This window comes from Halomonas sp. XH26, from assembly GCF_024138895.1.
GTDB lineage: Bacteria > Pseudomonadota > Gammaproteobacteria > Pseudomonadales > Halomonadaceae > Vreelandella > Vreelandella alkaliphila.
The window spans coordinates 806,180-830,324 of sequence record NZ_CP071889.1 but is presented as its reverse complement, the minus strand read 5'-3'; the positions used below and the strand labels follow the sequence as shown (position 1 = coordinate 830,324).

Sequence of the window (24,145 nt, the reverse complement as noted above, 5' to 3'; positions counted from 1 at the left end):
ACATGTTAGTGACTAGCGGCACGGGGACAACTTGCGGGGCTAATAAGGAAAACGCCCTGGCTATTAACCAGGGCGTCTCCTATATAGTAACGGCACGATGGAAGTGGTTACATTTTATTCGCTTTCAAACGGAGCTTCCCACGCGTTAAGCTCCGCGTCGCTCCAGCTTCCGTAACTGGCATTGGGGAAAACAATCCAGTCTTGACCAAAACGCTCAGCGTGGTCGTTAACCAGGTCGCGCTGCTCTTCAAGGCTTGCGCCGACAAAATCACCCGAGAAGTCATGCAGCGTATCGCCCAACTGCATCACTAATGTATGACTGTCTTCGACGATAGCGCGGCGCTCGGTCTTCGGTGGGCCAAGTAGCATGACGCGTTCGTCAGATACCTGGGGAAGCTCTAATGCTTCCATAGTGGCCAGCGTGTCCGCTTTATTTTCTTGGTAGCGATCCGACACATAGTAGATCGACACACCTTGCTCATCGGCAAATTCGAGAAAGTCTTTTGCCCCTGGGATCAAACGTGGCTCGCCCTCGCGCTCCCAATGCAACCAAGTATCCCAAGTAGTGAAGTCGTGGCAGGCCTGCATATCGCGCACTAGCAAAGCGCTGTTATCGATGAGCGTCTCATCCACATCGGTAATGATGGCCAAATCGGCACCCTCACCATGCGCCTCAATCTGTTTTTCCAAGCGATAGGTCGCCAGTTCAAAGCCTTGGCGCTGTAAAGCAGTTATTTCTGCGGATTGCTGTTGGTAACGAAGCCCCATGGCGTACTCAACTTGATCACAAGCGCTAGCGTCGTCGGCTACTGCGTTCCCTGATAAAGGAAGTAGCGCCAAGCTTGCAAATGCGGTTGCAGTAGCAGCGTTGCGGTATCGAGATATCATCATTAAGCAATCTCCTGTCAGTGATGGTTATTAGGTTAAGAGGGGAATCCCACACCATCCATCATTATTAATTATCAATAGTAAGCATAATCATCATAATTTATTTTTATTGATCATTCAAATAAGAAAGATAGCGCGCTAAATGAATAAGTTGATACGCATATCATGTTTAATGATTTTTGTGGATTTTGGGTGATGGAGAGACAGGCGGGACGACAGCAACCCCCTCGAGACTTTTCACCAAGGGGGTTACCAATACCAACTAGAGAATGGTGTTAACTCGTAAACGGCGTAATATCGCCGCGGCCTTCCCGCACAATTTTGGGCGGCAGCTCGCGTAGGTCAATCACACTCGTGGGGTCAAGATGGCAGGCACCGCCGTCGATAATGGCATCAAGGTGTGCCCCGAAGCGGTCGCGAATCTCCTCAGGATCGCTCATTGGCAGGGTCTCTCCTACCGGAATTAACGTGACGCTCATCAACGGCTCACCTAACGCATCAAGCAGCGCGTGGGTAATGTGGTGATCAGGCACACGCACGCCAATGGAGCGGCGCTTCGGATGCAGCAACAGGCGCGGCACCTCTGTGGTAGCATCCAAAATAAAGGTGTATGGGCCAGGGGTATGAGCCTTCAGCAGCCGAAACACTGCGTTATCCACTTTCGCGTAAGTGCCAATCTCGGAAAGATCCGAACACATCAGCGTGAAATTGTGTTTATCGTCTAACGAGCGCAGCCATTTGATCTTCTCAATGGCTTTCTTTTCACCTAAGTGACAACCCAGTGCATAGCCCGAGTCCGTCGGATACGCGACCACACCACCTTTGCGGATAATATCTATCGCTTGATCAATCAAGCGTTTCTGCGGGTTTTCGGGGTGAATCTGAAAATATTGACTCATCGCTTGCTCCTGCCCTTGGGCATATCGTTGTCCATTTAGTTTCTAGGTTAGCCGATATGCGGTTTAAGACCCAGGACCTAACATACCACTGGGCGCATCGCGCAAATGAACTAAGCGCGGATGCTGCCAAATCGGCGGCGCAGCAGTGCGCGGTATTAAGCTCATACTACCGGGGGCAGCGTGGCTGCCAGGAAAATGAAAATCGCTGCCCATGGAGGCATATAAATCACGTTCCACTAATTGCCGAGCGAGGTCGCGAGTGCTGTCTGGATTCTGCTGACCACTCACCAGCTCAACGCTCTGCCCACCGGCGGCTTGAAAGGTATCCATCAGCAAACCTCGCTTGCGCCGGGTAAGCCCATAGCGCAGCGGGTGCGCCAGCACTGCCACACCACCTGAGGCCACCACCCAGGCTACTGCATCACTGATTTCCGGCCAATGAGCTTTTACATCGCCTTTTTTACCACTGCCTAAATAGCGCTTAAACGCGCCTGCCCAGTCATCAACCACTCCTTCAGCGACCAGCGCGCGGGCAAAGTCAGGCCTGCCTAAGGGGCGGTCGCTGCCTGCCTGGGCGCGTGCCTTTTCGAGCGCATCAGGTAAGCCCATTTTTTCCAACCGCTCGGCGATCACTTCAGCACGTTTGATCCGTGCTTCGCGCTGCAGTGCAAGCCCTTCGACCAGAGGCCCTTGCAAGCCGCCGGGCATAAGCGCCACTACATGGATATTAATTCCCTGCCAGCGCGTGGATAACTCACAGCCAGGCACCAGGCAAAGCCCAGCTTGCTGAGCCGCGATGCCCGCTTCTTCAATACCTTCCATGGTGTCGTGGTCTGTCAGCGACATGTGGGTAAGACCACGTGCAGCGCACAGTTTTACCAACTCGGTAGGGGTCAGCGCGCCATCTGACGCGGTAGAGTGCATGTGTAAATCCACCGTATAACGCTGGTCGGCATCAAACACGCTGGGCAGATGGTTTACAGGAAGATAGTTCGCAGGAAGTAGGGGCATAAGCATGACGCCGTGTGGCGAGTTTGTCAGAATAGGGTGGTGTGAATAAAACAGGCACCCTGTTTTCCCTTAACGGTATACAGGCGCTCACCATGGTGCGCGCTTACAGGGGCGCGGTCAATTCAGTACGGAACAACCGCCCTAGCATTCAAGGAGTTATCCCCATGCTTTACGCTATTATCAGTGAAGATGTATCCAACAGCTTGGAGCGCCGTCTAGCGGCACGCCCGGATCACCTTGGTCGCCTGGAAAAGCTGCGTGATGAAGGCCGTTTGGTTCTGGCTGGCCCCCACCCCGCTATTGATACCGATAACCCAGGCGATGCAGGCTTTAGCGGCAGCTTAGTCGTTGCCGAATTTGACAGCCTTGAGGACGCGCAAGCCTGGGCTGACGCCGACCCGTACATCATTGCTGGTGTCTATGCCAAGGTAATTGTTAAGCCATTTAAAAAAGTAATGCCTTGACCGATAGAGGCGAGTGTGAAGAGTCCGCCTTCTTTTTCACAGAGCCTGTGGAAAACTCTGTGAAAACTCGGCGGACGCTTTCCCCAAAGCTAGAGCTGATGCCCTTATCAACAAGTTGATCAATTTTTAACCTATCTTTAACACAAACTTCATCAGTACGGGGATACCCGCGTGACTCAACGCTCTACTGCCCTGCCCCCGCTCGCGGCGTTAACGGCTCCTTTACTCACTTGGAACGAGGCATCCCCCCATTCAGAGGCCTTCGACGATGTGTATTTTTCCAGGGAAGATGGCCGGGCTGAAACCGAGCACGTTTTTCTGGGGACGAATCACCTTCCTAAGCGCTTTGCGGACTGGCGACACAGCCGCGCTTTTGTGATTGGCGAAACAGGCTTTGGCACCGGGCTTAATATGCTGTGCGCGTGGGACTGTTTTGAACAACACGCACCGAGTACTGCACGTCTTCATCTGTTATCCACCGAGAAATTTCCGCTTGACCGAGTATCTCTTGAGCGCGCGCTAAGCGCCTGGCCTTCATTAGCACACTATGCACAAGTGCTATGCGCCCAATGGCCTGAAGCCGTCAGCGGCATTCACCGCCTTCATCTCAACGAGCGAGTGACTCTCGATCTGCACTTTGGCGACACCACCGAACGACTGAACCTACTCGACGGTCAAGTCGATGCATGGTTCCTAGATGGCTTTGCTCCTGCTAAAAACCCCGAAATGTGGCAGCCTGAGCTGTTCGAAGCCATGGCAGCACGCTCTCGCCCTGGGGCAACATTTGCCACGTTTACCTGTGCCGGCGTCGTTAAACGAGGGTTAAAAGCAGCAGGGTTTAACTGGCAGAAGGTGCCTGGGTTTGGGCGCAAGCGGGAAATGTTAGCAGGCTATATCGACGCACCGCCCAAAGACAATCGCCGCCAGTCAACACCATGGTTCACGCCGCCTGCGGCAAGGCCAGCTAACCATGTGGCCGTCATTGGAGCAGGCATGGCCGGTTGCAGCGTGGCCGCAGCGTTAGCCAAGCGTGGGGTTCAGGTAACGGTCATTGAACGCGATACCCCTGGTGCCGGTGGCTCCGGTAATCGTCAGGGAGCGCTGTATGTAAAATTAGCTGCGGAAACGAACAACCAGAGCCGGTTCTATTTATCAGGCCTTCTCTACAGCCAGCGCTGGCTTAGCCAGCGGGCTTCAGCAACACCACGGGAAGCGCCGCTGTGGCAACCATGTGGCGTGGTACAACTGGCGTTAAGCGACAAGGAGGCCGTTCGCCAACAGCGCTTTATGGCACGCCACCCGCTGCCAGAAGCGGTGGTGTCCGCTCAAACCGAGACGCTTGGCGAGCTGGTGGGTGTTCCGATCACAGCGAGTCACGGACTGTTTTATCCCCAGGCAGGCTGGGTGCGCCCCAAATTACTCTGCGAACAGCTACTACAGCACGCGAATATCACCTTGCACCAGGGGGAAGTAACAACCCTTCAGCCCGACGGTAAAGCTTGGCAGATCGTGTTGGCCAACGGAGAAACGCTGACCGCTGATCACGCTGTGGTAGCCAATGCGTCTCTGGCTAACCGCTTTGAACAAACTGCAGCGCTACCGCTACAGCAGGTTCGCGGCCAGGTGAGTGAAGTGAAGCTGCCCGAGGGAGTTCAAGGCCCGCAACGTGTGGTATGCGCTGGTGGCTATGTGTCGCCGCCAGTGGAGGGCGTACTGACGTTTGGAGCCAGCTTTGTGCCTAATAACGCCACGAACGACGTTACGACAGCAGACCATCAGCGCAATATTGATGAACTACGCCAAACACTGCCTGAATGGGTCGCCACCCTTGAAACGGCGGGCGTAACGCTAAGCCCCGACACGCTAGCAGGTCGTGCTGCGGTAAGGGCAGCCAGCCCTGACAAAAGCCCCTACGCGGGGCCTGTGCCCAATGCCGACGCATGGCAGCAGGATTACGCGGTGCTGCAAAAAGATGCTTCGAACGTGCCAGATACCCTAGGAGAGCACCATTCAGGGCTGTGGATATCTAGCGCGCACGGCTCTAGGGGCCTTTCCAGCGCTCCGCTCTGCGCCGAAATCATTGCCTCGCGAATGTGTGATGAGCCGATGCCGCTAGAGCTATCGTTAGTGGATCACTTGCACCCTGGGCGACGGATTATCAGTGCGCTAGTACGCGCTCAGTAATCGCCCTCTTCCTCATCATCGGCAAGATCTCGCCCAAAGGAGCGCCATTGGGCGAGAGTCATCACCTCGGTCATTTCTAACTCAAGATCGTGAGCAATAATCAGCTCGTGACGCTCAAGCTGCTGTTTAAGCTCGACTACCCAGCCGCTCATACCTGCGCCGGTATCGGTTGTATCGTATCCTTGGCGTGTCACAAATGCTTCAAGCAAAGCATCCAGCGTTTCCGGCGGCAGCATGCGTGCTGGCACTTCAATAAAACGGCTCATTCACTCTGCTCCCAGGCAGCTAGACGCTCAATAAAGGTGGCTTCATCGATCACTTCAACGCCCAGTTGCTCTGCTTTGGTTAATTTACTGCCTGCGGCCTCGCCCGCTACCAAGCAGGTGGTTTTCTTGGAAACACTACCCGCCACTTTAGCGCCTAGCGCTTGCAGCCGCGCCTTACCTTCATCGCGGGTCATGGTGTCCATCGTGCCGGTAAGCACCCAGGTCTGTCCCTCTAAGGGCGTCGGGCCTTGCGTCACTTCACTCTCTTGCCACGTGATGCCAGCATCAAGCAGTGCTTTCAGCGTTGCCAGATTATGGGGTTGACGGAAAAAAGTGTGAACATGGGCGGCGACAATCGGACCAACATCATTCACCGCTTCCAGCGCCGCTTGATCAGCTTCTTGCAAGGCCTGAAGTGTACCGAAGTAGCTGGCTAAATTTGCCGCTGTGGCTTCGCCTACTTCGCGAATACCCAAGGCGTAAATAAAACGAGCCAACGTGGTGTGCTTAGCCTTATCCAGGGCATTTACCAAGTTGGTCGAGGACTTTTCCCCCATGCGTGGCAGCGTCTGAAGCTGCTCAGCTGTGAGATGAAATAAGTCTGCTGGCGTTTTCACCCAGTCCAGGTCCACCAACTGCTCAATCAGCTTCTCACCCAGCCCATCGACATCTAGCGCTTTACGGCTGGCGAAATGCTTCAGCGCCTCTTTACGCTGCGCGGCACAATAAAGCCCGCCTGAGCAACGAGCGACCGCCTCGCCTTCCAGCCGTTCAATATCCGAACCACACACCGGGCAGTGCTCGGGAAAGGTAATCACGCGCGCCTGGGCAGGACGCTTGTCGATATCCACTCGTACCACTTGGGGAATCACGTCGCCTGCCCGACGAATGGCCACCGTATCACCAATCATCACACCTAAGCGGGTGATCTCATCTGCGTTATGCAGCGTAGCGTTTGATACCGTCACACCAGCAACGGTGACAGGCTCTAGCCTAGCAACTGGGGTAATCGCGCCAGTACGGCCTACCTGAAACTCTACATCGTTAAGGGTCGTGACTTCTTCCTGAGCAGGAAATTTAAATGCTACCGCCCAGCGTGGCGCCCGTGCCACAAAGCCAAGCTCTCGCTGGTGGCGCAGATCGTTTACTTTAATCACGACGCCATCGATGTCGTAACCCAATTGGTCTCGCTTTTCACCCAATTGCTCGCAGTAATCAGCCACCAGCTCAGGGCCATTGACAGTTCGAAGCTCCGTGCTTGAGCGAAAGCCCCATGCTTTGAGCCTTGCCATTTGCTGACTATGAGTTGTCATTGGGCTACTGCTAAGTGCGCCGTCGCCAAGGTTCGTCATATCGAGCCGGGCAACTTGATAAGCATGAAACTCTAATGGGCGCGTTGCGGTAACCCGCGGATCGAGCTGTCGTAGGCTGCCAGCCGCCGCATTACGCGGGTTAGCAAATACCTTGCTGCCTTCTTCTCTAGCTCGATCATTGAGCGCTTCAAAGCCCGCGTGGCGCATAATGACTTCGCCGCGTACTTCTAATAACGCTGGAATGTTGTCGCCCATTAGCTTTAACGGAACAGACCGCAAGGTGCGCAAATTCGATGTAATGCCTTCTCCGGTACGGCCATCGCCACGGGTTGCGCCACTAACCAATACGCCCTGCTCGTACACTAAAGAGACTGCAGCACCGTCGAGCTTTGGCTCACAGCTAAACTCAACGCTACTCGCCTGACACTCCAAACGTTCAGCGACACGCTCAGCAAAGGCGGTAATATCATCACGGCTAAATGCGTTATCCAAGGAGAGCATGGGAATCGCATGAGCAACTTCAGGGAACCCTTCCGCTGGCGCGGCCCCTACCCGCTGGGTAGGGGAATCCGGTGAGACTAAATCGGGGTATTCGGACTCCAATTGCTTCAACCGCTGCAGTTTGCGGTCGTAATCTGCGTCGGTCAGCTTAGGCTCATCTAATATATAGTAGCGGTAGTTTGCATCATCAAGATCGGCGCGCAGTTGGCTAATCTCTTCCAGAAGTTTTTTCTCAGGCTGACTCATTCAGATGTTCCGGCATACAAAAAAACAGGTGTTTAGTAACAAAAACACCCGCCTTCTTTGGGAAGGCGGGTGTTAACGAAACGCGACGCTTAACGCGCTTGCAGTTGGCGATGCAAGCGATGGCGACGTTCAAAGTCATGAACGCGCTGCCTTGCAAACTCAATGGTTTGCGCCGTCATTACGCTACGGTTTTCATCTTTAAGCTCACCGCCCATATGGCGTACGACAACCATCGCCGTTTCGACCATCGCTTCAAACGCTGCTGAACTATCTTCAGCGCCGGGCAGCGGCATCAGGAACGTAATACCAGGGGTCACAAACTCATCCATTTCTTCAATGGGGAACGTACCAGGCTTAAGTACATTCACCATTGAAAATTGCAGTTCGCTATCGAAGCTTTCTGTTTCAAAACGGTGAAAGACACCCATTTCACGGCTATATCGAAGACCGCAGGCCATGATTAGCTCAAGCAATTTACCGCCATCAAAACCTTCAGGCTCCCGCGAAAGCACACTGATCACGACCATTTCAGAAGCGTCGGTGAGCGCATCTCTAGCCCGCTCACTATTAACATCGTGGCGTAACGCTTTTTCTAACGTGGGGTGTGTACGTACAACGTTATCCCTATGTCCCGTTTCAGGCACATAATCATCGTAGTCATCAACATCGTGATAACTCTCATCGTGCGCAGAAATCGTCGGCTCATTATATTGCGCAGCCTCTCGCTCCGCGGCAGCGGTCATTGCAGCGGCCTCACGCGCTTCGGCTTGCTCTTGAGCAATACGCGCTTTTTCAGCGTCGGCTGCCTCTTTTGCTTCACGGCGCTGCTGCGCCTCAAGCGCTTTACGCTCGGCTTCAAGTGCTTTACGTTCTGCTTTTTGCTTGGCTAGTGCTTCCGCACGTTTCGCCTTCTCTGCTTTCTTACGCTCTTTCTCTTTACGACGCTCAATCAAGCGACGTTTAAAGGAACGCCCAATGCCTTCGAAGTCGACCAAGCGGTATTCATCAACCTCATCGTCATCTAGCTCTCTGTCTCCACCGGCGGTATCAGAACGCAATTGACGCCGCCTGGGCGTGTCAGCTGCATGTTGTACTGCATCTTCAGGTTCAACTCTTAGCGTCGGCTCTGCTTCTGCAGTCGGCTCAGCTGCAGCACTGGGTTCTTCTGACGCTTTTTCGATTGAAGCCTTTACGGTTGATGCAATTTGTTCATCAGTTCCAACTGATACCGCCTCTAGGCGGCTGTTAGCTTCAAGATTAGCAGCTTCTTCGTGTTGAGCCGTTGGCTGTTCTTTCTCAACATCAACTTGCTGACCGCTAACGCCTGACTCGTAATGCTCGGTGGGTTCAGGTACTGACTGTGAATCGTGGCTGCCAGGGCGACGGGCTTCAGTTGTAGAGGCAGGCTTGCTACTCGTCATTTGGTGAGTAGCGTCTGTGTGCTGAGTTTCATTGCTAACTGTATTGCTGGGATTCTCATCAGCCATAAATATGCTAGGCTCCCGGCGCTCGGGTTCAGGAATTGCAGACATGCCTAACGTGTGCTCGGCTGAAGCAGTATCTGGCTGAACGGATGTATAGCTCGTCGACGTGGGATGCCCGACAGCAGAAGACTGTTCATGTTTTCGAGGCTCATTTTTACGAGACCACGAAAAATGTGCATTGGCTTTTGACTTGGCCGAACTGGCAGAGTTGGAAAAAGAACGGCGAAAATCAGACAGTACTTTGGAAGGCCCTGGGTGCTCTTGGCGTTCCAACTTAGGTTTTTGACCAAGGTTGCTGTAGTCAGCAGGCTTGACGACCCGGGCACCACCGTTAGGCAGTTCCCAGTTTATTTCCGCTTCTTTGACTTCATCATTAAATTCTTCGAATTTAGCGGCTGGCAAGTCTTTAACTGCTTGATCCAGACGGGGCACACGGCGTTGGCGCTGAAGCCTTCGCACACCGTCAACTACGATGAGCGAAACCAGTGCCAGTCCTAGAATGATTAACCACTCTCTTAATTCCATGTCGAGCATTCCATGGGTCAATATACCGGTTGCAAAGGCGCAATGCCTAATGACGTAACATATCCGAAATTAGCTAATTATCATCAAGCATAGCGCGGTTGCTACGAAAAGGGCCACTTTTTGCAGATTTTCAAGCTTTAACACTCCTACAAGGTGGTTTTAGGCCAAATCTTTGACTATATCAACCAAGAAAAGTGCCATTTTAGCGCTAATTTATCCCGACAGGACACATCGTCACATCATCGTCTGCTTTCTATAGGGAGAAATTTCGCTCCCTTGGCTCGCCTTCTCACACCGTAACATGACAAGCCCACATTCAAACTTACGTAACGAAACGCCACTGCTCTTCTGCCAAATTGCCCAGCCAACTGCTGTTCGATCAAAAGCTATTCTGTTACAAACCTATCTATTACAAACATATCTATTACAAACATATCTATTACAAACCTATCTATTACAAACCTACGTCACCAAAAATTCCGTCGTAGCGAATAGTATTTAATAGCTAATGAAATCATAGCATATATGTTTTAAACCCTTAACTAACGCTATACAAAGGTAATGAAAGTTCACATTTCAGATTTGTCAATTTTAGATAGATGAACATGCTTAACTGCACGATACGCTTTAGCAGGAGCAGCCCTCAGCGCCCATGATCAAAGCAGTTAATCAGAAACCTAGAATAAATATAAATCATTGATAAAAAAGGAATTTTATAATAAAAAAATGAAGAAATAAACGCTATCAATAGCCACTAATGAACCTAATCTGGGATAGCTAAGCAAAAGCAGAAAGACTCACTATCGGTTCAGCACACAACCCGTCATAGGCTTGCTCTACCGCGATTTTTGCATATTTCCCGAGGCTTTTAATGGGTGAAAACTCGTTTAGTTCACCACCATTGAAGGCGTCAAATTTGCTGAGAAAGCACTTAGTCAACCAGTGCTGCAGCCTCATCAATCCCTACCGAAACAAGCCTAGACACACCAGGCTCCTGCATGGTGACACCCATCAAGCGCTCAGCAGCCTCCATAGCAATTTTGTTATGGGTGATATAGATAAACTGAACGCTTTCAGACATTTCTTTAACAAGTTTGGCGTAGCGCCCTACGTTGGCATCATCCAGCGGCGCATCGACTTCGTCCAACATGCAGAAAGGCGCAGGGTTCAACTGGAAAATTGCGAAAACCAGCGACAGTGCTGTTAGCGCCTTTTCTCCCCCTGAGAGTAGGTGAATAGTGCTGTTTTTCTTACCAGGCGGCCGCGCCATAATTGCCACACCGGTTTCCAGCAAATCATCCCCGGTGAGGGTTAGCCAAGCAGCTCCCCCACCGAAAACCCGTGGAAATAGCGTTTGTAGACCCGTATTAACCTGGTCAAATGTTTCTCGAAAGCGAACGCGAGTTTCCTGATCGATGCGTTTAATCGCCCGCTCTAACGTTTCCAATGCTTCCGTAAGCTCAGCATGCTGAGCTTCCAAGTAGTTACGCCGTTCAGCTTGCTGATCGTACTCTTCGATCGCGGCAAGGTTAATGGCGCCTAAACGGCGAATCTTATCTGTGGTGTTTTCCAACCGCTCCTGCCAAGCAGTTTCACTGGCGTCGCTAGGCAAGTGCTCTACTAAAGCATCGGGATCATGGCCTAGCTCAGCTAATTGTTCATCTTGGGTTGCCGCTTTCAGCGCCAGCGCTTGTACATCCATACGCCGCTGTTGTAACTGTTCACGACTCTGTTCCAAGTTGCGCTCGTGCTGCTGGCGAGCCAGCTCGTCGTTGCGCAGTTGCTCTGCCAATGCCTGAGCTTGCTGGCGGGTATCATTAAGACGCCGCTCCTGCTGCTCGCGCTGGTGTAGCAACTCCTCTAATTCTTCAGCAGCCAGTTCGTTTGGCTCTACCAGCATTTCCCGTGACTCTTCTAACTCAGCAATACGCAGCGAAAGGCGCTCTTCACTATCGCTACTACGACTTTGTTGGGCTCGCAGGCTATCCCGCTCAGCATTTAATCGCTCTCGCTCTAGCGCCAATGCCTGCTGACGCGCCTTCATGGGAGCATGTTGTTGATTTAACTGGTCACGCTGCTCACGTTGGCGACTACGCTGTTCAGCACTGGTTTCACGGGCTTCGGCAGCAGCTTCTAACTGCTCCATCGCTGCATGCCAGCGCGCGCGCTGCTCTTCTAAAGTGAGCGTTAACTCCGCCTCATCCTCTTGTAGTTGGGCGAGCTCATCATCCAACTCAGTGGCGCGGCTCTCTAAATGTTCTAGGCGCTGAGCTAGTCGCTGCTCTTTCACCGCAAGCTGTTGGAGCGAAGCGGCGTGGGCACGCTCTTGCTCAGCCTGCTGCTCACGGGTTTGCTCTAGCACTTCAATGGCTTCGCTAGCGGCTTCGCACTGCTCATCCAGCAACGCTAACGCGTCTTCATCCTGTGTAAGACGGGCGTCTAATTCGTCAAACCGACGGCGTGTCACCAACAGTGCATCAACACCTTCACCATTGGCCTGTTGATGCAACCAGCCGCGTCCACGCCATACGCCTTCGCGGCTGACAACACTCTCTCCAGGCGCCAAATTACCTAGTAGCGTCTCAGCATCTTCGTTCGTTTCTGCGAAGTGAATACTCGCTAACCATTCGCCTAACGCACCTGCCCCAGACACCAGAGAATCCAAGCGCTGCGCGGATGTCGCTGGCCGCTCAGCCTGGTCGATTAAGCACCAATCAGTGGCTAGGGCATTAGGCAGCGCGTTTAGCTGGTTCGCTGACACTAAACGGGCGTTTAACCACGGCGCAAGCAGCCAGGAAATCACTCGCTCCCAGCCAGATGCAACACTAATCGCTTCACCAAGACGTGGCGCATCGGCTAAGCCGTGAGCCACTAATGCATCGCTCAGATCTGGGTCGTGATCAGCTAAGGCGGCATCAATTAACGCCTTCAATGACGCGAGTTCGCCTTGATGTTGACTTAGTTCAGCACGCTGCTGATCTCGCGCCTGGGTGGCCTGCTGATAAGCGGCTTTGGCATCGCTATAGCGCTGCTGCCAATGGTCACGTTCGGTTTGAAAGGCTTCAGCACGCTGCTCAGCCTCTTCCCGCTGGGCTTGGCATTCGGCGTGTTCATTGCGCAGTTCAGTGACATCGGCAAGTTCGCCACGCTGCTGACGGCGGCGCTGGTTCTCCGCCTGCATGCGCGCAATACGCTGCTCTAAATCGCGTAATTGGTCTTGGCTACGGTCCGCTTCCCGACTAGCATCGCGCCAGTGATTTTCTGCATCGGCCCACTGCTGTTCGGCAGCTTCAAGAGCGGGGGTCGCATCCGCTAAGGTTTGCTCAAGCGTCTCTAGCTGCTCTTCAAGGGCTTCATGCTCTGGAAGCAAATCCTCTAAACGAGCCTCTATCGCGACAAGTCGCTCTTGATCGCCTTCGCTGACTCGGCGCTGCTCATCAAGGTCGCGGCGCGCCGTTGCTATATCGCTCGCCAATTGAGCTTCACGACTGCGGCGGTGCGCTTGATCCTGCTCCAGGCGGGCAATACGGGTGGTGGTTTCAAAGAACTGTTGCTGGTGGCGTTCTAGCACATCGGCAAGTTCATCGTGCTGTTCACGCGCTTGTTCCAGGCGCGTTTCACACTGACGTACGCCAAATACGTCTTTCTCAACCGCAATTTCCAGCTCGCGCACTCGGCTTTCTTGGTGAGATTGCTCAGCACGCAATGCGCGTCCGCGTACTAACGCCAGCTCACCTTTTAGCCGGTACTCCTGCTGCTTTAACTCTTGGTAGCGCTTGGCTGCTTCTGCCTGACGCTTAAGGCGTTCGAGCTGTTTGTCCAACTCTTCACGGATATCATCCAGGCGTTCCAAATTCTCCTGGGTGCGGCGCATACGGTTTTCGGTTTCTCGGCGGCGCTCTTTATATTTTGAAATACCCGCGGCCTCTTCCAGCGTGGCACGCAGGTCATCGGGGCGTGCTTCGATTAGCCGTGAAATCATCCCCTGGCCGATAATGGCGTAAGAACGCGGGCCTAAACCAGTGCCCATAAACAGATCAGCGATATCTCGCCGACGACACTTTTGACCATTAAAGAAGTAATTGGATTGGCCGTCGCGGGTGACTAAGCGCTTTACCGCAATTTCTGAGTACTGCGCGTAAACGCCCCCCATGCCTCCATCGCGGTTATCGAACTTGAGCTCGATAGAGGCTTGGCTGATCGGCTTACGACCGGTGGAGCCGTTGAAGATAACATCGGCCATCGATTCACCGCGCAGGGTTTTAGCTGAGGATTCCCCCATTACCCAGCGCACCGCATCGATGATATTAGATTTGCCACAACCGTTTGGCCCAACGATGGCGGTCATATTGCCATCGAAGGGCACCGTTACTGGATCGACAAAAGACTTGAACCCAACAAGACGAATAGAGGTTAAGCGCATTACGACCCTTAGCTGCGGTTGTTTGCGTGGACGTTATTCAAAAACGCGGTCAATAACAACATTTGCCGCATCATCCTCACTAATAGGTCCAACGCTTACGCTCTCCAGATCACCAAACAGATCACCAGGCTGAGGGGTTGCCTGACCAGATTGCGAAACGCGAACAACTAAGCGTGCTTCGCGCACCTGGGAGATTTGCGCTTGGGGTGACATAGCCGCGTTGTCATCCAGCACAACAGTCATGGGAAGCTCTGACACTTGGGCACGAATAACAGCCAACGGCGGCAGCTCGCCTTTCATGTCTCGAGCAGTGATAAACACGCTAGCATCGTCACTGACGTTATCCATCAGTGCTTCGTCTAATGAGACAGTCACACGCACGCCCTGGCTTTGGGCGGCCTCAACCGCCGCTGCTTCAGGCTCTACCCCTAAACGCTCTTGAGCAACGCGAATACCTTCGCGCAAGGAAGATGCCGTTTCGGGATCTTCTATGTTTGCGACAGCACGACGCCAGCGGTCAATCGCTGTTTCATAGTCCCCATTATCAAACGCATGGATACCAAGCAAACCGAGCACTGTGGGCTGGCGTGGGTCTTGCGCTAGCGTCTCATCCACTAGCGACTGTACTTCGGGAGTCAGTTCGCGTTCCGCCATAAAAAAGCGCAGTTGAGCAAGTTGCGCTAACAGCGGAGGAATCCGCCCTTCAATAGCAATCAACCGCTCTAACGCATCGACAGCCTTGTCGGACTGACCAGTTTCACGGTAAAGCGGAAACAGTGAACTCCACACATTGGGGTTATTCGGCTGACGCTCGGCTTCTGCTTCCATGCGTTCTAAATACATGGCCAGTGAGCCATCGGGATCGTTTTGCACTTCTTGCTGAATAGCGTAAAGCGTTAAATCGCCTTCCGCGCCGTTTTGCTGATACCAAAACGTACTCGCCCCCACCACGGCTACCATAACCAAGGGAATAGCAAGCCTGCCCGCCGTCGCCGTTTTTAAGGGACGCTTAGTACGGCTGGCAGTGTCTTCCAACAGGCTACGCTCTAGCTCCAGACGGTCTTCTTTAAACCGCTCCTCATCCATATCGCCACGTTCGTGAGCAGCTTCCAACGAGGCCAAACGACGCTTAAAAATCGCCACGTTTTGCTCATCAGCGGTATCGTTAGCTTCGAAGTGATCTAGCTTGTCGCGTAGCGTGCGGGCATCGCGCATCGGCGCTATCAATAACCAAAGCGCGGGGAGTAATAGTAAAGCAATCGCAATCCACAGCGGTGTCATGAAGACCTCTCGCGGTTAATCAGGGCATCCAGGCGGGCACGTTCTTCGGCGCTAAGCGCTTTCGCTGAGGCATTACGACGAGCGCGAACCATCATCACGACGACCACTACACCGAGCAGCACTAACCCTATCGGTAATCCCCACAACAGGTAAGTACGGTTTTCTAAACGCGGGTTATAGAGAATGTACTCTCCAAACCGCTGCACCATATGGTTAACAATCTCGATATCCGATTGACCATCCTGGAGCAATTGATAGACACGCTCACGCATATCAGCGGAAATTGGCGCATCAGAATCATCGATTGCTTGGTTCTCACATAAAGGGCAGCGCATCGAGGCAGTGAGATCATGGTAACGCTGCTCCATAACAGGATCGTCGAACTCACGTATCTCAATACCGCCGGCCAACGCGCCGCTAGTCAGTGTCAGCAGCGCGACGGTAAGCATTAAGCGTATTAGCGCCATTTTTCCACCTCCGGCAGAATGCGTTCACGAACGTCTTCCGGCGACACGTAACCTTTGTGGTGGTAGCGAATGACACCGTCAGCATCAACCAAGAAGGTTTCCGGTGCACCGTAAACCCCCAGATCAAAGCCAAGGCTACCGTCTGGATCAAACACATTAACTTCGAAGGGATCACCAAACTCGCTCAAGAACTCCAGCCCTTTTTCGCGAGTATCTCGATAGTTAATGCCGACCATGCGAATGCCCTGATCAGCCAACTCCAGCAACTGCGGCATTTCCTGCTTACAAGCGGGGCACCATTCGCCCCATACATTTACCAGGGTGACATCGCCAGTTAACAGGGTTTGATCAACTTGGCGATTTTCATCGCGCAGTGTCGTGGCTTCAAACGTAGGAAACTGCCTGGCCATTAGCGCCGAGTCGCGGTGCGAAGGGTCGCGCCCTAGCCCTTGATAAAGGAATAAGGCAATCCCCAGAAAGCCAATCGGTAGTAGTAAAAGCAATAGACGACGTGTCATACCATAGCTTCCTTCGACGTTGCAGGCTCAGACGTTGCAGAAGCCGGGCTAGCAGGCGCTTTGCGCGATACGACACGACGGTACCGCTTATCAACTATCGCCAGAATGCCACCGAAAGCCATCAACAACCCACCGAGCCATAACCAGCGTACAAACGGTTTGTATTGAACACGCATCGCGTAGCTACCATCGCCAAGGTCTTCCCCCATGGCGACATAGAGGTCGCGGAAAAGCCCGGGACGAAGCGCCACCTGGGTCATGGGCATTCTGGTAGCGAGATAGAGGCGCTTTTCTGGGCGCATCACAAAACTGCGTCCGGAGTCGCCGCGCTGCACTTGAATGATGGACGTGTCCGCCAGGAAGTTCGGGCCGCGGCGATTGGTCAGTTCCGTCATGGTGAATTGATACCCCGCCACTTCAACAGTCGTGCCCGGTGACATCCGCACGTTGCGTTCGATGTTGTAATTGGAAACAACCGCCACGCCAACAATGGTAACCGCAATGCCCACATGACCAAGCACCATGCCCCAATACGCTAACGACAGCTTGCGCAGCCCAGCCAAAAAGGAGCTGGCATGGCGGACTTTATCGAGCATGTCACGCACGATAGGCAGTACGATCCAGAGCGCCGAAATAATGCCTAAAGAGACCCACAGATTCCATTCGCCGCCATATAGCAACGGCATAGCACTTCCCAGGACCAGCGCAGCAGCGCCTGACAGCCAAAGCTTACGCCACAGTTCACTGGCATTCATGCTTTTCCAGCGAGCGATCGGACCAAGTCCCATAAACATGCACATCACCACCGTTAGCGGTACAAAAAGTGCATTAAAGTACGGAGGCCCTACGCTGATTTTACCTAACCCAAGGGAGTCCAAAATTAGCGGGTAGACCGTCCCTAACAGTACGGTGACCGTCATAATGACCAGTAGAATATTATTGACCAGCAACAACGAATCACGGGATAACCAATTAAAGCCGACTTTGTGGCTCACACGGGGCGCGCGCAGCGCAAATACCAGCAGCGAAAGCGTTACGGTAATCGCCAACAGCATTAAGATAAAGAAGCCGCGGGAAGGGTCGTTAGCAAACGCGTGCACTGAGGTCAGGACGCCTGAGCGCACCAGAAACGTGCCCATTAACGACAGCGAGAAGGTTGAAATAGCCAGCAGTACTGTCCAGCTTTTAAACGAACCGCGCTTTTCAGTGACCGCCAACGAGTGTACCAGCGCCGTTCCTGTTAGCCAGGGCAGCAGTGAGGCGTTTTCAACCGGATCCCAGAACCACCAGCCGCCCCAGCCCAGCTCGTAATAAGCCCACCAACTACCTAGCGCGATGCCTACGGTTAGAAATGCCCAGGCCACATTAGTCCAGGGACGTGCCCAACGGGTCCAGGCAGCGTCTAAACGCCCACCTAGCAACGCAGCAATGGCAAATGCAAATACCACCGAGAAACCGACATACCCCATATACAGCATCGGGGGATGCACAACCAACCCGAAGTCCTGCAGCAGTGGATTAAGATCAGCCCCGTCTTGAGGCATATTCGGCAGTAGCCGCTCAAATGGATTGGAGGTCATCAAGATAAATAGTAGGAAGCCAACGCAGACCATCCCCATGACGCCTTGCACTCGCGCTACCATATCGCGAGGCAAATCACCGGAAAATACCGAAGCGGCATACCCCCAACCAGCCAGCATTAAGCTCCACAATAAGACCGAGCCTTCATGATTTCCCCACACGGCACTAAACTTGTAGTACCAGGGCAGTAGCGAGTTAGAATTGTTGGCGACGTTAGCAACGCTGAAGTCATCCAGCAGGTAACTGGCCGTTAGGCACAAATAGGCAATGGCAATAAAGAAGAACTGCCCTGTTGCCATGGGCTTGCCATAAGCCATCCATAGTGGACGCCGAGTAGCTGCCCCCGCCAGCGGCATCACAGCTTGTATCACGGCCATTAAAAGGGCAATGACCAGAGCAAAGTGGCCGATTTCAGGAATCATTTTGATGAACATGCGCGCTCCGAATTAGCAGTGGGCATAACCGCCTGCTTGACACGATAAGACATTAATAATCGCTTGCTTGGGGGGTGCCTTCCTGCTCCAAACGCTTACCCACCTCAGCCGCTTTTGCCTGATAATCTGCCGGGGAGTAACCTGCCTCTTCTAATGCTTGCGCCACTTCGGGCGGCATATAATTTTCATCGTGGCGGGCTAGGACTTTATCGGCATATAAGCGCCCATCTGTCTGAAGTTCTCCTACCACGACCACCCCCTGCCCTTCACGGAAAAGATCCGGCAGAATCCCGCTGTAGTAGACCTCCAAATCATCGACGTAATCCGTCACGGTAAACTCAACATCAAGGCTTTCAGGATCACGCGACACTGACCCCTCTTTAACCATTCCGCCCGCGCGAATCTGGCGTTCCATGGGTGCGTCGCCCTGAGCAATTTGCACCGGGCTAAAAAATAAATTGATGTTGGAGCGCAGCGCATAAAGTGTCAGCCCCACCGCTATCGCGGTTAATGAAACCAACCCTAAAATAACGAACAGCTTCTGTTTACGTTTAGGCGTCATTACGAACGTCCCTTTGAGCAGAGTTAACCGGTGCTTGCGCGGCCTGGGGATGGGCATTTTGGCGGCGCACACGGCGCTTCACGCCTTTCAGCAGTTGGCTGCGCTCGAGGCGCGCATGCCAAACTATCACCAGCATCAACAACGCAGTAATGCCCCAAGCAGCCCACACATAAAGCCCGTGGCCACCCATGGCAAAAAATTCATTAAGTGAGGAAAAAGCCATTATCTCACCTCCTCTACTAGCTCTTGCACCCAGCGCTTATTGGTTTCACGGCGCAGTATTTCACTGCGCGTACGCATCAGGGTTAACGCTATAAAAAAGCAGTAGAAACCGAGTACCATAATGAGCAGCGGTGCCCACATTTCCATGGGCATTGCCGAACGTCCGGTAATCGTAAACGAGGCAGGCTGGTGCAGGGTGTACCACCAGTCCACCGAATATTTGATGATCGGAATATTAATCACGCCCACCATCGCCAGCACTGAGGCTGCACGAGATCCGCTATCGCGACTACTGAAAGCGCCGCGCAGTGCAATGACACCTAAATACAAAAACAGCAAAATCAGCATGGACGTTAAACGCGCGTCCCACATCCACCAGGTTCCCCAGGTAGGCACGCCCCATACTGCGCCTGAAAAAAGTGCTACAAAGGTCATCGCCGCACCTAATGGCGCCATCACGGTGGCAGCCATATCGGCTACTTTGATTTTCCAGACCATAAATACCAAGCCTGAAATTGCCATTGAGACAAAAATGGATTGTGCTAGGAAAGCGGCAGGAACGTGGACATAGATAATCCGAAAGCTATTGCCCTGCTGATAATCCGCGGGAGCAAATACCAGCCCCCAAACGCTTCCCAGCAGTAACAGGAGCACCGCCGCTGCCCAGAACCAGGGCTGAAGCTTGGCGCTAATCGCGTAGAACCACTTGGGTGATCTCAGTTTATTTATAAAGGCCCACATGGTGTTTTCGTCCTTTAACCGTTGATGCTGATGCGTAGCGAGGCGGCAATAGCCCAAGGTGCTAGCATTAACGAAATCGCTAAAAGTGCGCCCAAAATAGCCAGATGCGCCGCGATACCATCGCCTAAAATAGCGGCCTGCACGGCGCCAGCACCAAAAATAAGCACTGGAATATAGAGCGGCAGCACCAGCAGTGACAGCAATACACCGCCGCGAGCTAATCCGACGGTCAGCGCGGCGCCAATCGCACCAATCAAGCTGAGGCTTGCGGTTCCTAATGCCAGCGATAGCGCTAAAACCATGTAACTACCGGCAGGAAGTGCCAACATGATACCTAAAATCGGCGCCATAAGTGCCAAAGGCAGTCCTGTCAGCAGCCAGTGAACAGCAACTTTGGCAAGGCTAAGCGCCGCCAGCGGCTGAGGGGCTAACAGTAGCTGCTCCAAACTGCCGTCGTCGTAGTCGCTCCGGAACAGACTATCCAGAGAAAGCAATGCCGCTAGCAATGCCGCCACCCACAGCAACCCAGGCGCTATTTCTGCCAGTAACTGGGGATCAGGTGAAATGCCGATCGGAAAGAGCGTAATCACTAAGGCAAAAAACACCAATGGGTTAAGCACTTCACCACGACGACGTAGCAACAGCGTTAGATCTCGCTTAAAGGTGGCACTAATGGCAACCATGAGCCCACCGGAGGGCGCATGCATCGACATTTCTGGGATGCCTGTCGTGGCGTGTGAGCTTGGCAACACTGTCTCCTTCTACCCCAGTTGAACGCGCCTAAGCACGGATGATGCGGTTAACTCATGATGTGTCGTCACTAACACACAGCCTCCCGCGTTGGCATGCGCAACAAGCTGCGCTTCTAGTGCTGCCACTCCGTGGCGATCAATTGCTGTAAAAGGTTCATCCAGGACCCACAATGCCCGCTTAGTAAGCGTCAGTCTCGCAAGGGCAATTCGCCGCTGCTGTCCAGCAGAAAGCTGCCCTGCGGGTACATCCTCAAAGCCACTCAGCCCAACCTGTTCCAGCGCTTTTTCACGCTGACAATCGTCGCCTTTTTCGCCGCTAAGCGCTTGGTACCACGCTAAGTTTTCCAGCGGAGAAAGACCCGCTTTTATGCCAGGGGCATGTCCTAAATAGAGTAGATTGGCGAGAAAATGTTCACGCACCTTGCGCATTGAGTCGCCATTCCAATAAATGTCGCCATGGTAGTCGCTCAACTGGCCTGAGAGAATTTTCAACAGTGTCGTTTTTCCGCTCCCGTTAGGGCCTTCGATGCGCACTATTTCGCCACGTTGAATATCAAGATCTAGCCCCTCAAACAGCCAACGATCATCGCGTTCACAGGCTAGCTGTCGGGCTTGTAGGCAGAGGCTCAAGGATATCTCCAGGCACGTAGATTTTGCGTCGAACTCTACACGGAAAGCCCCTTTCTCGCCAGTCGCTCTCTGCGGTCTGGGGTCGCATCACATTTCAACCAATCTTCGCTTAAGAACAATAGACAATGCAGAGCACTAGCACTGTATGCAAAAACAGGTCTATACTACAAACACTGTATGAAAAAACACTACCGATTATAAACACAGCAATCTGCTCAATTACACGCCTAGGGAGCGGGCGCTGCATTGGAGAAAACTGCATGACGATGACAATGCCAACACCCTTGAACATAACTCAACATGCGCTATCTCAAACAGCGTCGAATACAGGTCGCCCTATTTATTCGGCACCTCGTGTAACGCGGCGCAACACGTATGCGCTTCGCGTGCGTGGCAACAGAATGCGTGAATGCAATCTATTCGACGGCGATGTCATCATTATTCGCCGTTATCAGCACGGTAGCCATCAAGAAACCGCTATCGCGACGATTAACCAGCGAGAAGTTGCCCTAAAGCAACTTTCAATTAGTCGACTTGGCGTTCACTTATGGCCCGAAGATGCAGCCATGCCTGCCGTCTTCCTGCATAATTGTGATATTCAAGTGCTGGGAATGGTGATGGGCGTCGAGCATGGCGCTAACAACACTCGGCACCACTAATTCGCCACCCGCTTTAGGGAGCATCGATTGCGTTACCGAGTTCCAGACCTAGCACCCGCCACATGGCATACCGCTGAAATTGAGGTTGAAAAAAGTCGTTTCCTCACGTGGATATGCCATGCACCCAGCACAGCTGACTATTATGCAATGCTGCAGGCAGCAAAAACCGCTCACCCCAACGCAAGTCATCACTGCACGGCCTTTATTGCGGGCCCGCCAGGAGAGCAAACGCACATAGGGTTCTCTGATGATGGTGAACCCGGCGGCACAGCAGGCAGACCCATGTATCAAGCCTTGCTCGGTAGCCAGATGGGTGAAATAGGCTGCGTGGTGATTCGTTACTTTGGCGGCACTAAGTTGGGCACTGGTGGTCTTGCCCGGGCTTACGCACAGTCGGTTAACGCTGGGATTGAAACATTACCTACACGCGAAGTCGTCGAACGGGATAACTACCAACTGCGTGTCAACTTTGCCCATGAAGCAGTCGCGCGCGCTTGGTGTGACGAGCAGAAAATCCCCATCCAACAGGCAGAGTACGATGGCAGCGGCGTATGCCTCACGATTGGCTGGCCAAGAGATGAGGCCTTAAATTTCGCTACGCTTGAAAATCGCCTAAAGACAGCACTCGATATTCAAAAAGTGCCGCCACAATAAGATCATTGGTATCTCTGACAAAAAAACGCGACTTACGCGAGCAATTGCTCGGTAAGCCGCGTTTTAGTCGCTAACCATCACGTAACAATAACTGCGCAATGGCACTGCTAGCGGGTTCTAACCTAAATATTTAATCATCACACCCGCCGCAACGGCAGAACCGATAACACCTGCCACATTAGGGCCCATGGCATGCATCAGCAGGAAGTTATGCGGGTTCGACTCCAAGCCAACCTTATTAGCCACTCGCGCGGCCATCGGCACTGCCGAAACACCTGCGGCACCAATCAGCGGATTAATCGGCATTTTGCTGACCAGGTTCATCAACTTCGCCATCAACACGCCTGCGGCCGTGCCAATACCAAACGCCACAATACCCAAGCCCAAGATACCCAGCGTTTCGAATGCCAGAAAGCTATCTGCCATCAGCTTGGAACCAACCGATAGTCCTAAGATAATCGTCACGATATTGATCAGAGCGTTTTGCGCTGTATCCGATAAGCGCTCAACCACACCGCACTCTCGCATCAAATTACCAAAGCAGAACATCCCTAATAGCGGCGCTGCATCAGGCAGGAAAAGCGCGACGGCAATCAATAACATCAGCGGGAAAACGATCTTTTCCAGCTTGGATACCGGACGCAGTTGCGTCATCTTAATTTGACGCTCTTTCTGGGTGGTCAGCAGACGCATAATCGGCGGTTGAATCAGCGGCACCAACGCCATGTAGGCGTACGCCGCCACTGCGATAGCACCCAGCAACTCAGGAGCCAATACGCTTGATACATAAATAGACGTTGGACCATCAGCACCGCCGATAATACCAATGGCAGCCGCTTGATTAAGCGAAAAGTCCATCACCCCCAGCGAGGTCAGCATCACAGCACCAAACAGTGTGGCAAAAATGCCAAACTGAGCAGCCGCGCCTAAAAAGAGCGTCCGCGGGTTAGCCAATAACGGGCCGAAGTCGGTCATGGCCCCCACGCCCATAAAGATAATCAGTGGCGCAATACCAGAGGCAATCGCTACTTTATAGAAGTTATAGAGCATTCCATCGCTATAACCTACGCCAACCGCAATATCCTTTGCCGCACGTAATTGATCGGGAGCTGCAGTATCGTGGGCAATCGCTTTAAGCGACTCTCGCCAAGCTTCCACACCACTTAATGGATCAAGGGTAGCACCCAGTACGGAAGCTATCTGCTGCAGCACAGCAGGTTTTGCCACCTCAATCGCTTGGTCGAGCGCGGAGATTGCCAAGCCCGCCTCAGGGATATTGGCAAGAATGCCGCCAAACCCAATTGGCACCAGCAGCAACGGCTCAAACTTCTTGTGAATGGCAAGATAGAGCAGCCCAAGCCCTACCAAAATCATGGCCGCCTGACCAAGCTCAAGGTTATAAAGCCCCGAGCCCTCCCATAAGGTAATTAGTTTTTCCAT

Annotated in this window: 21 protein-coding genes; 4 read left to right on the top strand and 17 right to left on the bottom strand. The window is 53.0% G+C overall.

The window, feature by feature from the left end; translation table 11 throughout:
- Positions 1-114: 114 nt before the first annotated feature.
- From J4377_RS03840 to J4377_RS03830, 3 genes are all read right to left on the bottom strand, one after another.
- Positions 115-891, bottom strand: coding sequence for a 5'-nucleotidase, lipoprotein e(P4) family (locus tag J4377_RS03840; RefSeq protein ID WP_198348580.1), 777 nt, complete (start codon positions 889-891; stop codon positions 115-117).
- A gap of 272 nt (positions 892-1,163) precedes the next feature.
- Positions 1,164-1,787, bottom strand: coding sequence for an L-threonylcarbamoyladenylate synthase (locus J4377_RS03835; protein ID WP_038481748.1), 624 nt, complete (start codon positions 1,785-1,787; stop codon positions 1,164-1,166).
- 63 nt (positions 1,788-1,850) lie between these two features.
- Positions 1,851-2,798, bottom strand: a complete 948-nt coding sequence (locus J4377_RS03830) for a PHP domain-containing protein (RefSeq protein ID WP_253486865.1) — start codon at positions 2,796-2,798, stop codon at positions 1,851-1,853.
- Between the two features lie 164 nt (positions 2,799-2,962).
- Between J4377_RS03830 and J4377_RS03825 the strand changes: the two genes are divergently transcribed.
- A complete protein-coding gene (locus J4377_RS03825) occupies positions 2,963-3,262 on the top strand; it encodes a YciI family protein (protein ID WP_038481742.1) in 300 nt (99 codons plus the stop codon).
- Positions 3,263-3,433: 171 nt separating this feature from the next.
- Complete coding sequence (mnmC, locus tag J4377_RS03820) at positions 3,434-5,446, top strand: bifunctional tRNA (5-methylaminomethyl-2-thiouridine)(34)-methyltransferase MnmD/FAD-dependent 5-carboxymethylaminomethyl-2-thiouridine(34) oxidoreductase MnmC (RefSeq protein WP_253486857.1); 2,013 nt, start codon at positions 3,434-3,436, stop codon at positions 5,444-5,446.
- On the opposite strand, the gene J4377_RS03815 is transcribed toward mnmC, so the two are convergent.
- The 13 genes from J4377_RS03815 to ccmA all read right to left on the bottom strand — a co-directional run bounded on the left by J4377_RS03815 (position 5,440) and on the right by ccmA (position 21,392).
- Positions 5,440-5,712 (bottom strand): YheU family protein, encoded by a 273-nt coding sequence (locus J4377_RS03815; RefSeq protein WP_038481736.1) that lies wholly within the window; start codon positions 5,710-5,712, stop codon positions 5,440-5,442. The genes mnmC and J4377_RS03815 overlap by 7 nt on opposite strands.
- Positions 5,709-7,772 carry an NAD-dependent DNA ligase LigA gene (ligA, locus tag J4377_RS03810; RefSeq protein WP_038481733.1) on the bottom strand — a complete coding sequence of 688 codons (2,064 nt, stop codon included), beginning with the start codon at positions 7,770-7,772 and terminating at the stop codon, positions 5,709-5,711. Before ligA ends, J4377_RS03815 begins: the two co-directional genes overlap by 4 nt.
- An 89-nt stretch (positions 7,773-7,861) precedes the next feature.
- Positions 7,862-9,781 (bottom strand): cell division protein ZipA, encoded by a 1,920-nt coding sequence (zipA, locus tag J4377_RS03805; protein WP_095602639.1) that lies wholly within the window; start codon positions 9,779-9,781, stop codon positions 7,862-7,864.
- A gap of 931 nt (positions 9,782-10,712) precedes the next feature.
- Positions 10,713-14,204 (bottom strand): chromosome segregation protein SMC, encoded by a 3,492-nt coding sequence (gene smc, locus J4377_RS03800; protein ID WP_253486855.1) that lies wholly within the window; start codon positions 14,202-14,204, stop codon positions 10,713-10,715.
- Positions 14,205-14,237: 33 nt separating this feature from the next.
- Positions 14,238-15,485, bottom strand: a complete 1,248-nt coding sequence (ccmI, locus tag J4377_RS03795) for a c-type cytochrome biogenesis protein CcmI (protein ID WP_198348584.1) — start codon at positions 15,483-15,485, stop codon at positions 14,238-14,240.
- The gene (locus J4377_RS03790) at positions 15,482-15,952 is read right to left on the bottom strand and encodes a cytochrome c-type biogenesis protein (protein ID WP_038481721.1); all 471 of its coding nucleotides are present in this window, start codon (positions 15,950-15,952) and stop codon (positions 15,482-15,484) included. Before J4377_RS03790 ends, ccmI begins: the two co-directional genes overlap by 4 nt.
- Positions 15,943-16,470, bottom strand: coding sequence for a DsbE family thiol:disulfide interchange protein (locus tag J4377_RS03785; RefSeq protein WP_038481718.1), 528 nt, complete (start codon positions 16,468-16,470; stop codon positions 15,943-15,945). Before J4377_RS03785 ends, J4377_RS03790 begins: the two co-directional genes overlap by 10 nt.
- Positions 16,467-18,485 (bottom strand): heme lyase CcmF/NrfE family subunit, encoded by a 2,019-nt coding sequence (locus J4377_RS03780; RefSeq protein ID WP_301271691.1) that lies wholly within the window; start codon positions 18,483-18,485, stop codon positions 16,467-16,469. Before J4377_RS03780 ends, J4377_RS03785 begins: the two co-directional genes overlap by 4 nt.
- Positions 18,486-18,537: 52 nt before the next feature.
- A complete protein-coding gene (gene ccmE, locus J4377_RS03775; protein ID WP_038481712.1) occupies positions 18,538-19,047 on the bottom strand; it encodes a cytochrome c maturation protein CcmE in 510 nt (169 codons plus the stop codon).
- On the bottom strand, positions 19,037-19,270 hold the full coding sequence (gene ccmD / locus J4377_RS03770) for a heme exporter protein CcmD (protein ID WP_198348585.1): 234 nt from the start codon (positions 19,268-19,270) through the stop codon (positions 19,037-19,039). Before ccmD ends, ccmE begins: the two co-directional genes overlap by 11 nt.
- Positions 19,270-20,010, bottom strand: coding sequence for a heme ABC transporter permease (locus J4377_RS03765; protein ID WP_038481706.1), 741 nt, complete (start codon positions 20,008-20,010; stop codon positions 19,270-19,272). The genes ccmD and J4377_RS03765 overlap by 1 nt, the downstream gene beginning before the upstream one ends.
- 14 nt (positions 20,011-20,024) lie before the next feature.
- Complete coding sequence (gene ccmB / locus J4377_RS03760; RefSeq protein ID WP_172422509.1) at positions 20,025-20,723, bottom strand: heme exporter protein CcmB; 699 nt, start codon at positions 20,721-20,723, stop codon at positions 20,025-20,027.
- 48 nt (positions 20,724-20,771) lie between these two features.
- A complete protein-coding gene (gene ccmA / locus J4377_RS03755) occupies positions 20,772-21,392 on the bottom strand; it encodes a cytochrome c biogenesis heme-transporting ATPase CcmA (RefSeq protein ID WP_038481699.1) in 621 nt (206 codons plus the stop codon).
- 260 nt (positions 21,393-21,652) lie between these two features.
- Between ccmA and J4377_RS03750 the strand changes: the two genes are divergently transcribed.
- Both J4377_RS03750 and J4377_RS03745 read left to right on the top strand, forming a co-directional pair.
- Complete coding sequence (locus tag J4377_RS03750) at positions 21,653-22,051, top strand: peptidase (RefSeq protein ID WP_038481696.1); 399 nt, start codon at positions 21,653-21,655, stop codon at positions 22,049-22,051.
- A gap of 27 nt (positions 22,052-22,078) precedes the next feature.
- Positions 22,079-22,705 (top strand): YigZ family protein, encoded by a 627-nt coding sequence (locus J4377_RS03745; protein ID WP_038481693.1) that lies wholly within the window; start codon positions 22,079-22,081, stop codon positions 22,703-22,705.
- 117 nt (positions 22,706-22,822) lie between these two features.
- On the opposite strand, the gene J4377_RS03740 is transcribed toward J4377_RS03745, so the two are convergent.
- On the bottom strand, positions 22,823-24,145 hold the full coding sequence (locus tag J4377_RS03740) for a sodium ion-translocating decarboxylase subunit beta (protein WP_089039062.1): 1,323 nt from the start codon (positions 24,143-24,145) through the stop codon (positions 22,823-22,825).

Excerpts from the sequence above, each read along its gene's own strand:
- J4377_RS03840 (WP_198348580.1), bottom strand. The coding sequence starts at position 891 with ATGATGATATCTCGATACCGCAACGCTGCTACTGCAACCGCATTTGCA.
- J4377_RS03835 (WP_038481748.1), bottom strand. The coding sequence starts at position 1,787 with ATGAGTCAATATTTTCAGATTCACCCCGAAAACCCGCAGAAACGCTTG.
- J4377_RS03830 (WP_253486865.1), bottom strand. The coding sequence starts at position 2,798 with ATGCCCCTACTTCCTGCGAACTATCTTCCTGTAAACCATCTGCCCAGC.
- J4377_RS03825 (WP_038481742.1), top strand. The coding sequence starts at position 2,963 with ATGCTTTACGCTATTATCAGTGAAGATGTATCCAACAGCTTGGAGCGC.
- J4377_RS03815 (WP_038481736.1), bottom strand. The coding sequence starts at position 5,712 with ATGAGCCGTTTTATTGAAGTGCCAGCACGCATGCTGCCGCCGGAAACG.
- ligA (WP_038481733.1), bottom strand. The coding sequence starts at position 7,772 with ATGAGTCAGCCTGAGAAAAAACTTCTGGAAGAGATTAGCCAACTGCGC.
- zipA (WP_095602639.1), bottom strand. The coding sequence starts at position 9,781 with ATGGAATTAAGAGAGTGGTTAATCATTCTAGGACTGGCACTGGTTTCG.
- smc (WP_253486855.1), bottom strand. The coding sequence starts at position 14,204 with ATGCGCTTAACCTCTATTCGTCTTGTTGGGTTCAAGTCTTTTGTCGAT.
- ccmI (WP_198348584.1), bottom strand. The coding sequence starts at position 15,485 with ATGACACCGCTGTGGATTGCGATTGCTTTACTATTACTCCCCGCGCTT.
- J4377_RS03790 (WP_038481721.1), bottom strand. The coding sequence starts at position 15,952 with ATGGCGCTAATACGCTTAATGCTTACCGTCGCGCTGCTGACACTGACT.
- J4377_RS03785 (WP_038481718.1), bottom strand. The coding sequence starts at position 16,470 with ATGACACGTCGTCTATTGCTTTTACTACTACCGATTGGCTTTCTGGGG.
- J4377_RS03780 (WP_301271691.1), bottom strand. The coding sequence starts at position 18,485 with ATGTTCATCAAAATGATTCCTGAAATCGGCCACTTTGCTCTGGTCATT.
- ccmE (WP_038481712.1), bottom strand. The coding sequence starts at position 19,047 with ATGACGCCTAAACGTAAACAGAAGCTGTTCGTTATTTTAGGGTTGGTT.
- ccmD (WP_198348585.1), bottom strand. The coding sequence starts at position 19,270 with ATGGCTTTTTCCTCACTTAATGAATTTTTTGCCATGGGTGGCCACGGG.
- J4377_RS03765 (WP_038481706.1), bottom strand. The coding sequence starts at position 20,010 with ATGTGGGCCTTTATAAATAAACTGAGATCACCCAAGTGGTTCTACGCG.
- ccmB (WP_172422509.1), bottom strand. The coding sequence starts at position 20,723 with ATGTCGATGCATGCGCCCTCCGGTGGGCTCATGGTTGCCATTAGTGCC.
- J4377_RS03750 (WP_038481696.1), top strand. The coding sequence starts at position 21,653 with ATGACGATGACAATGCCAACACCCTTGAACATAACTCAACATGCGCTA.
- J4377_RS03740 (WP_089039062.1), bottom strand. The coding sequence starts at position 24,145 with ATGGAAAAACTAATTACCTTATGGGAGGGCTCGGGGCTTTATAACCTT.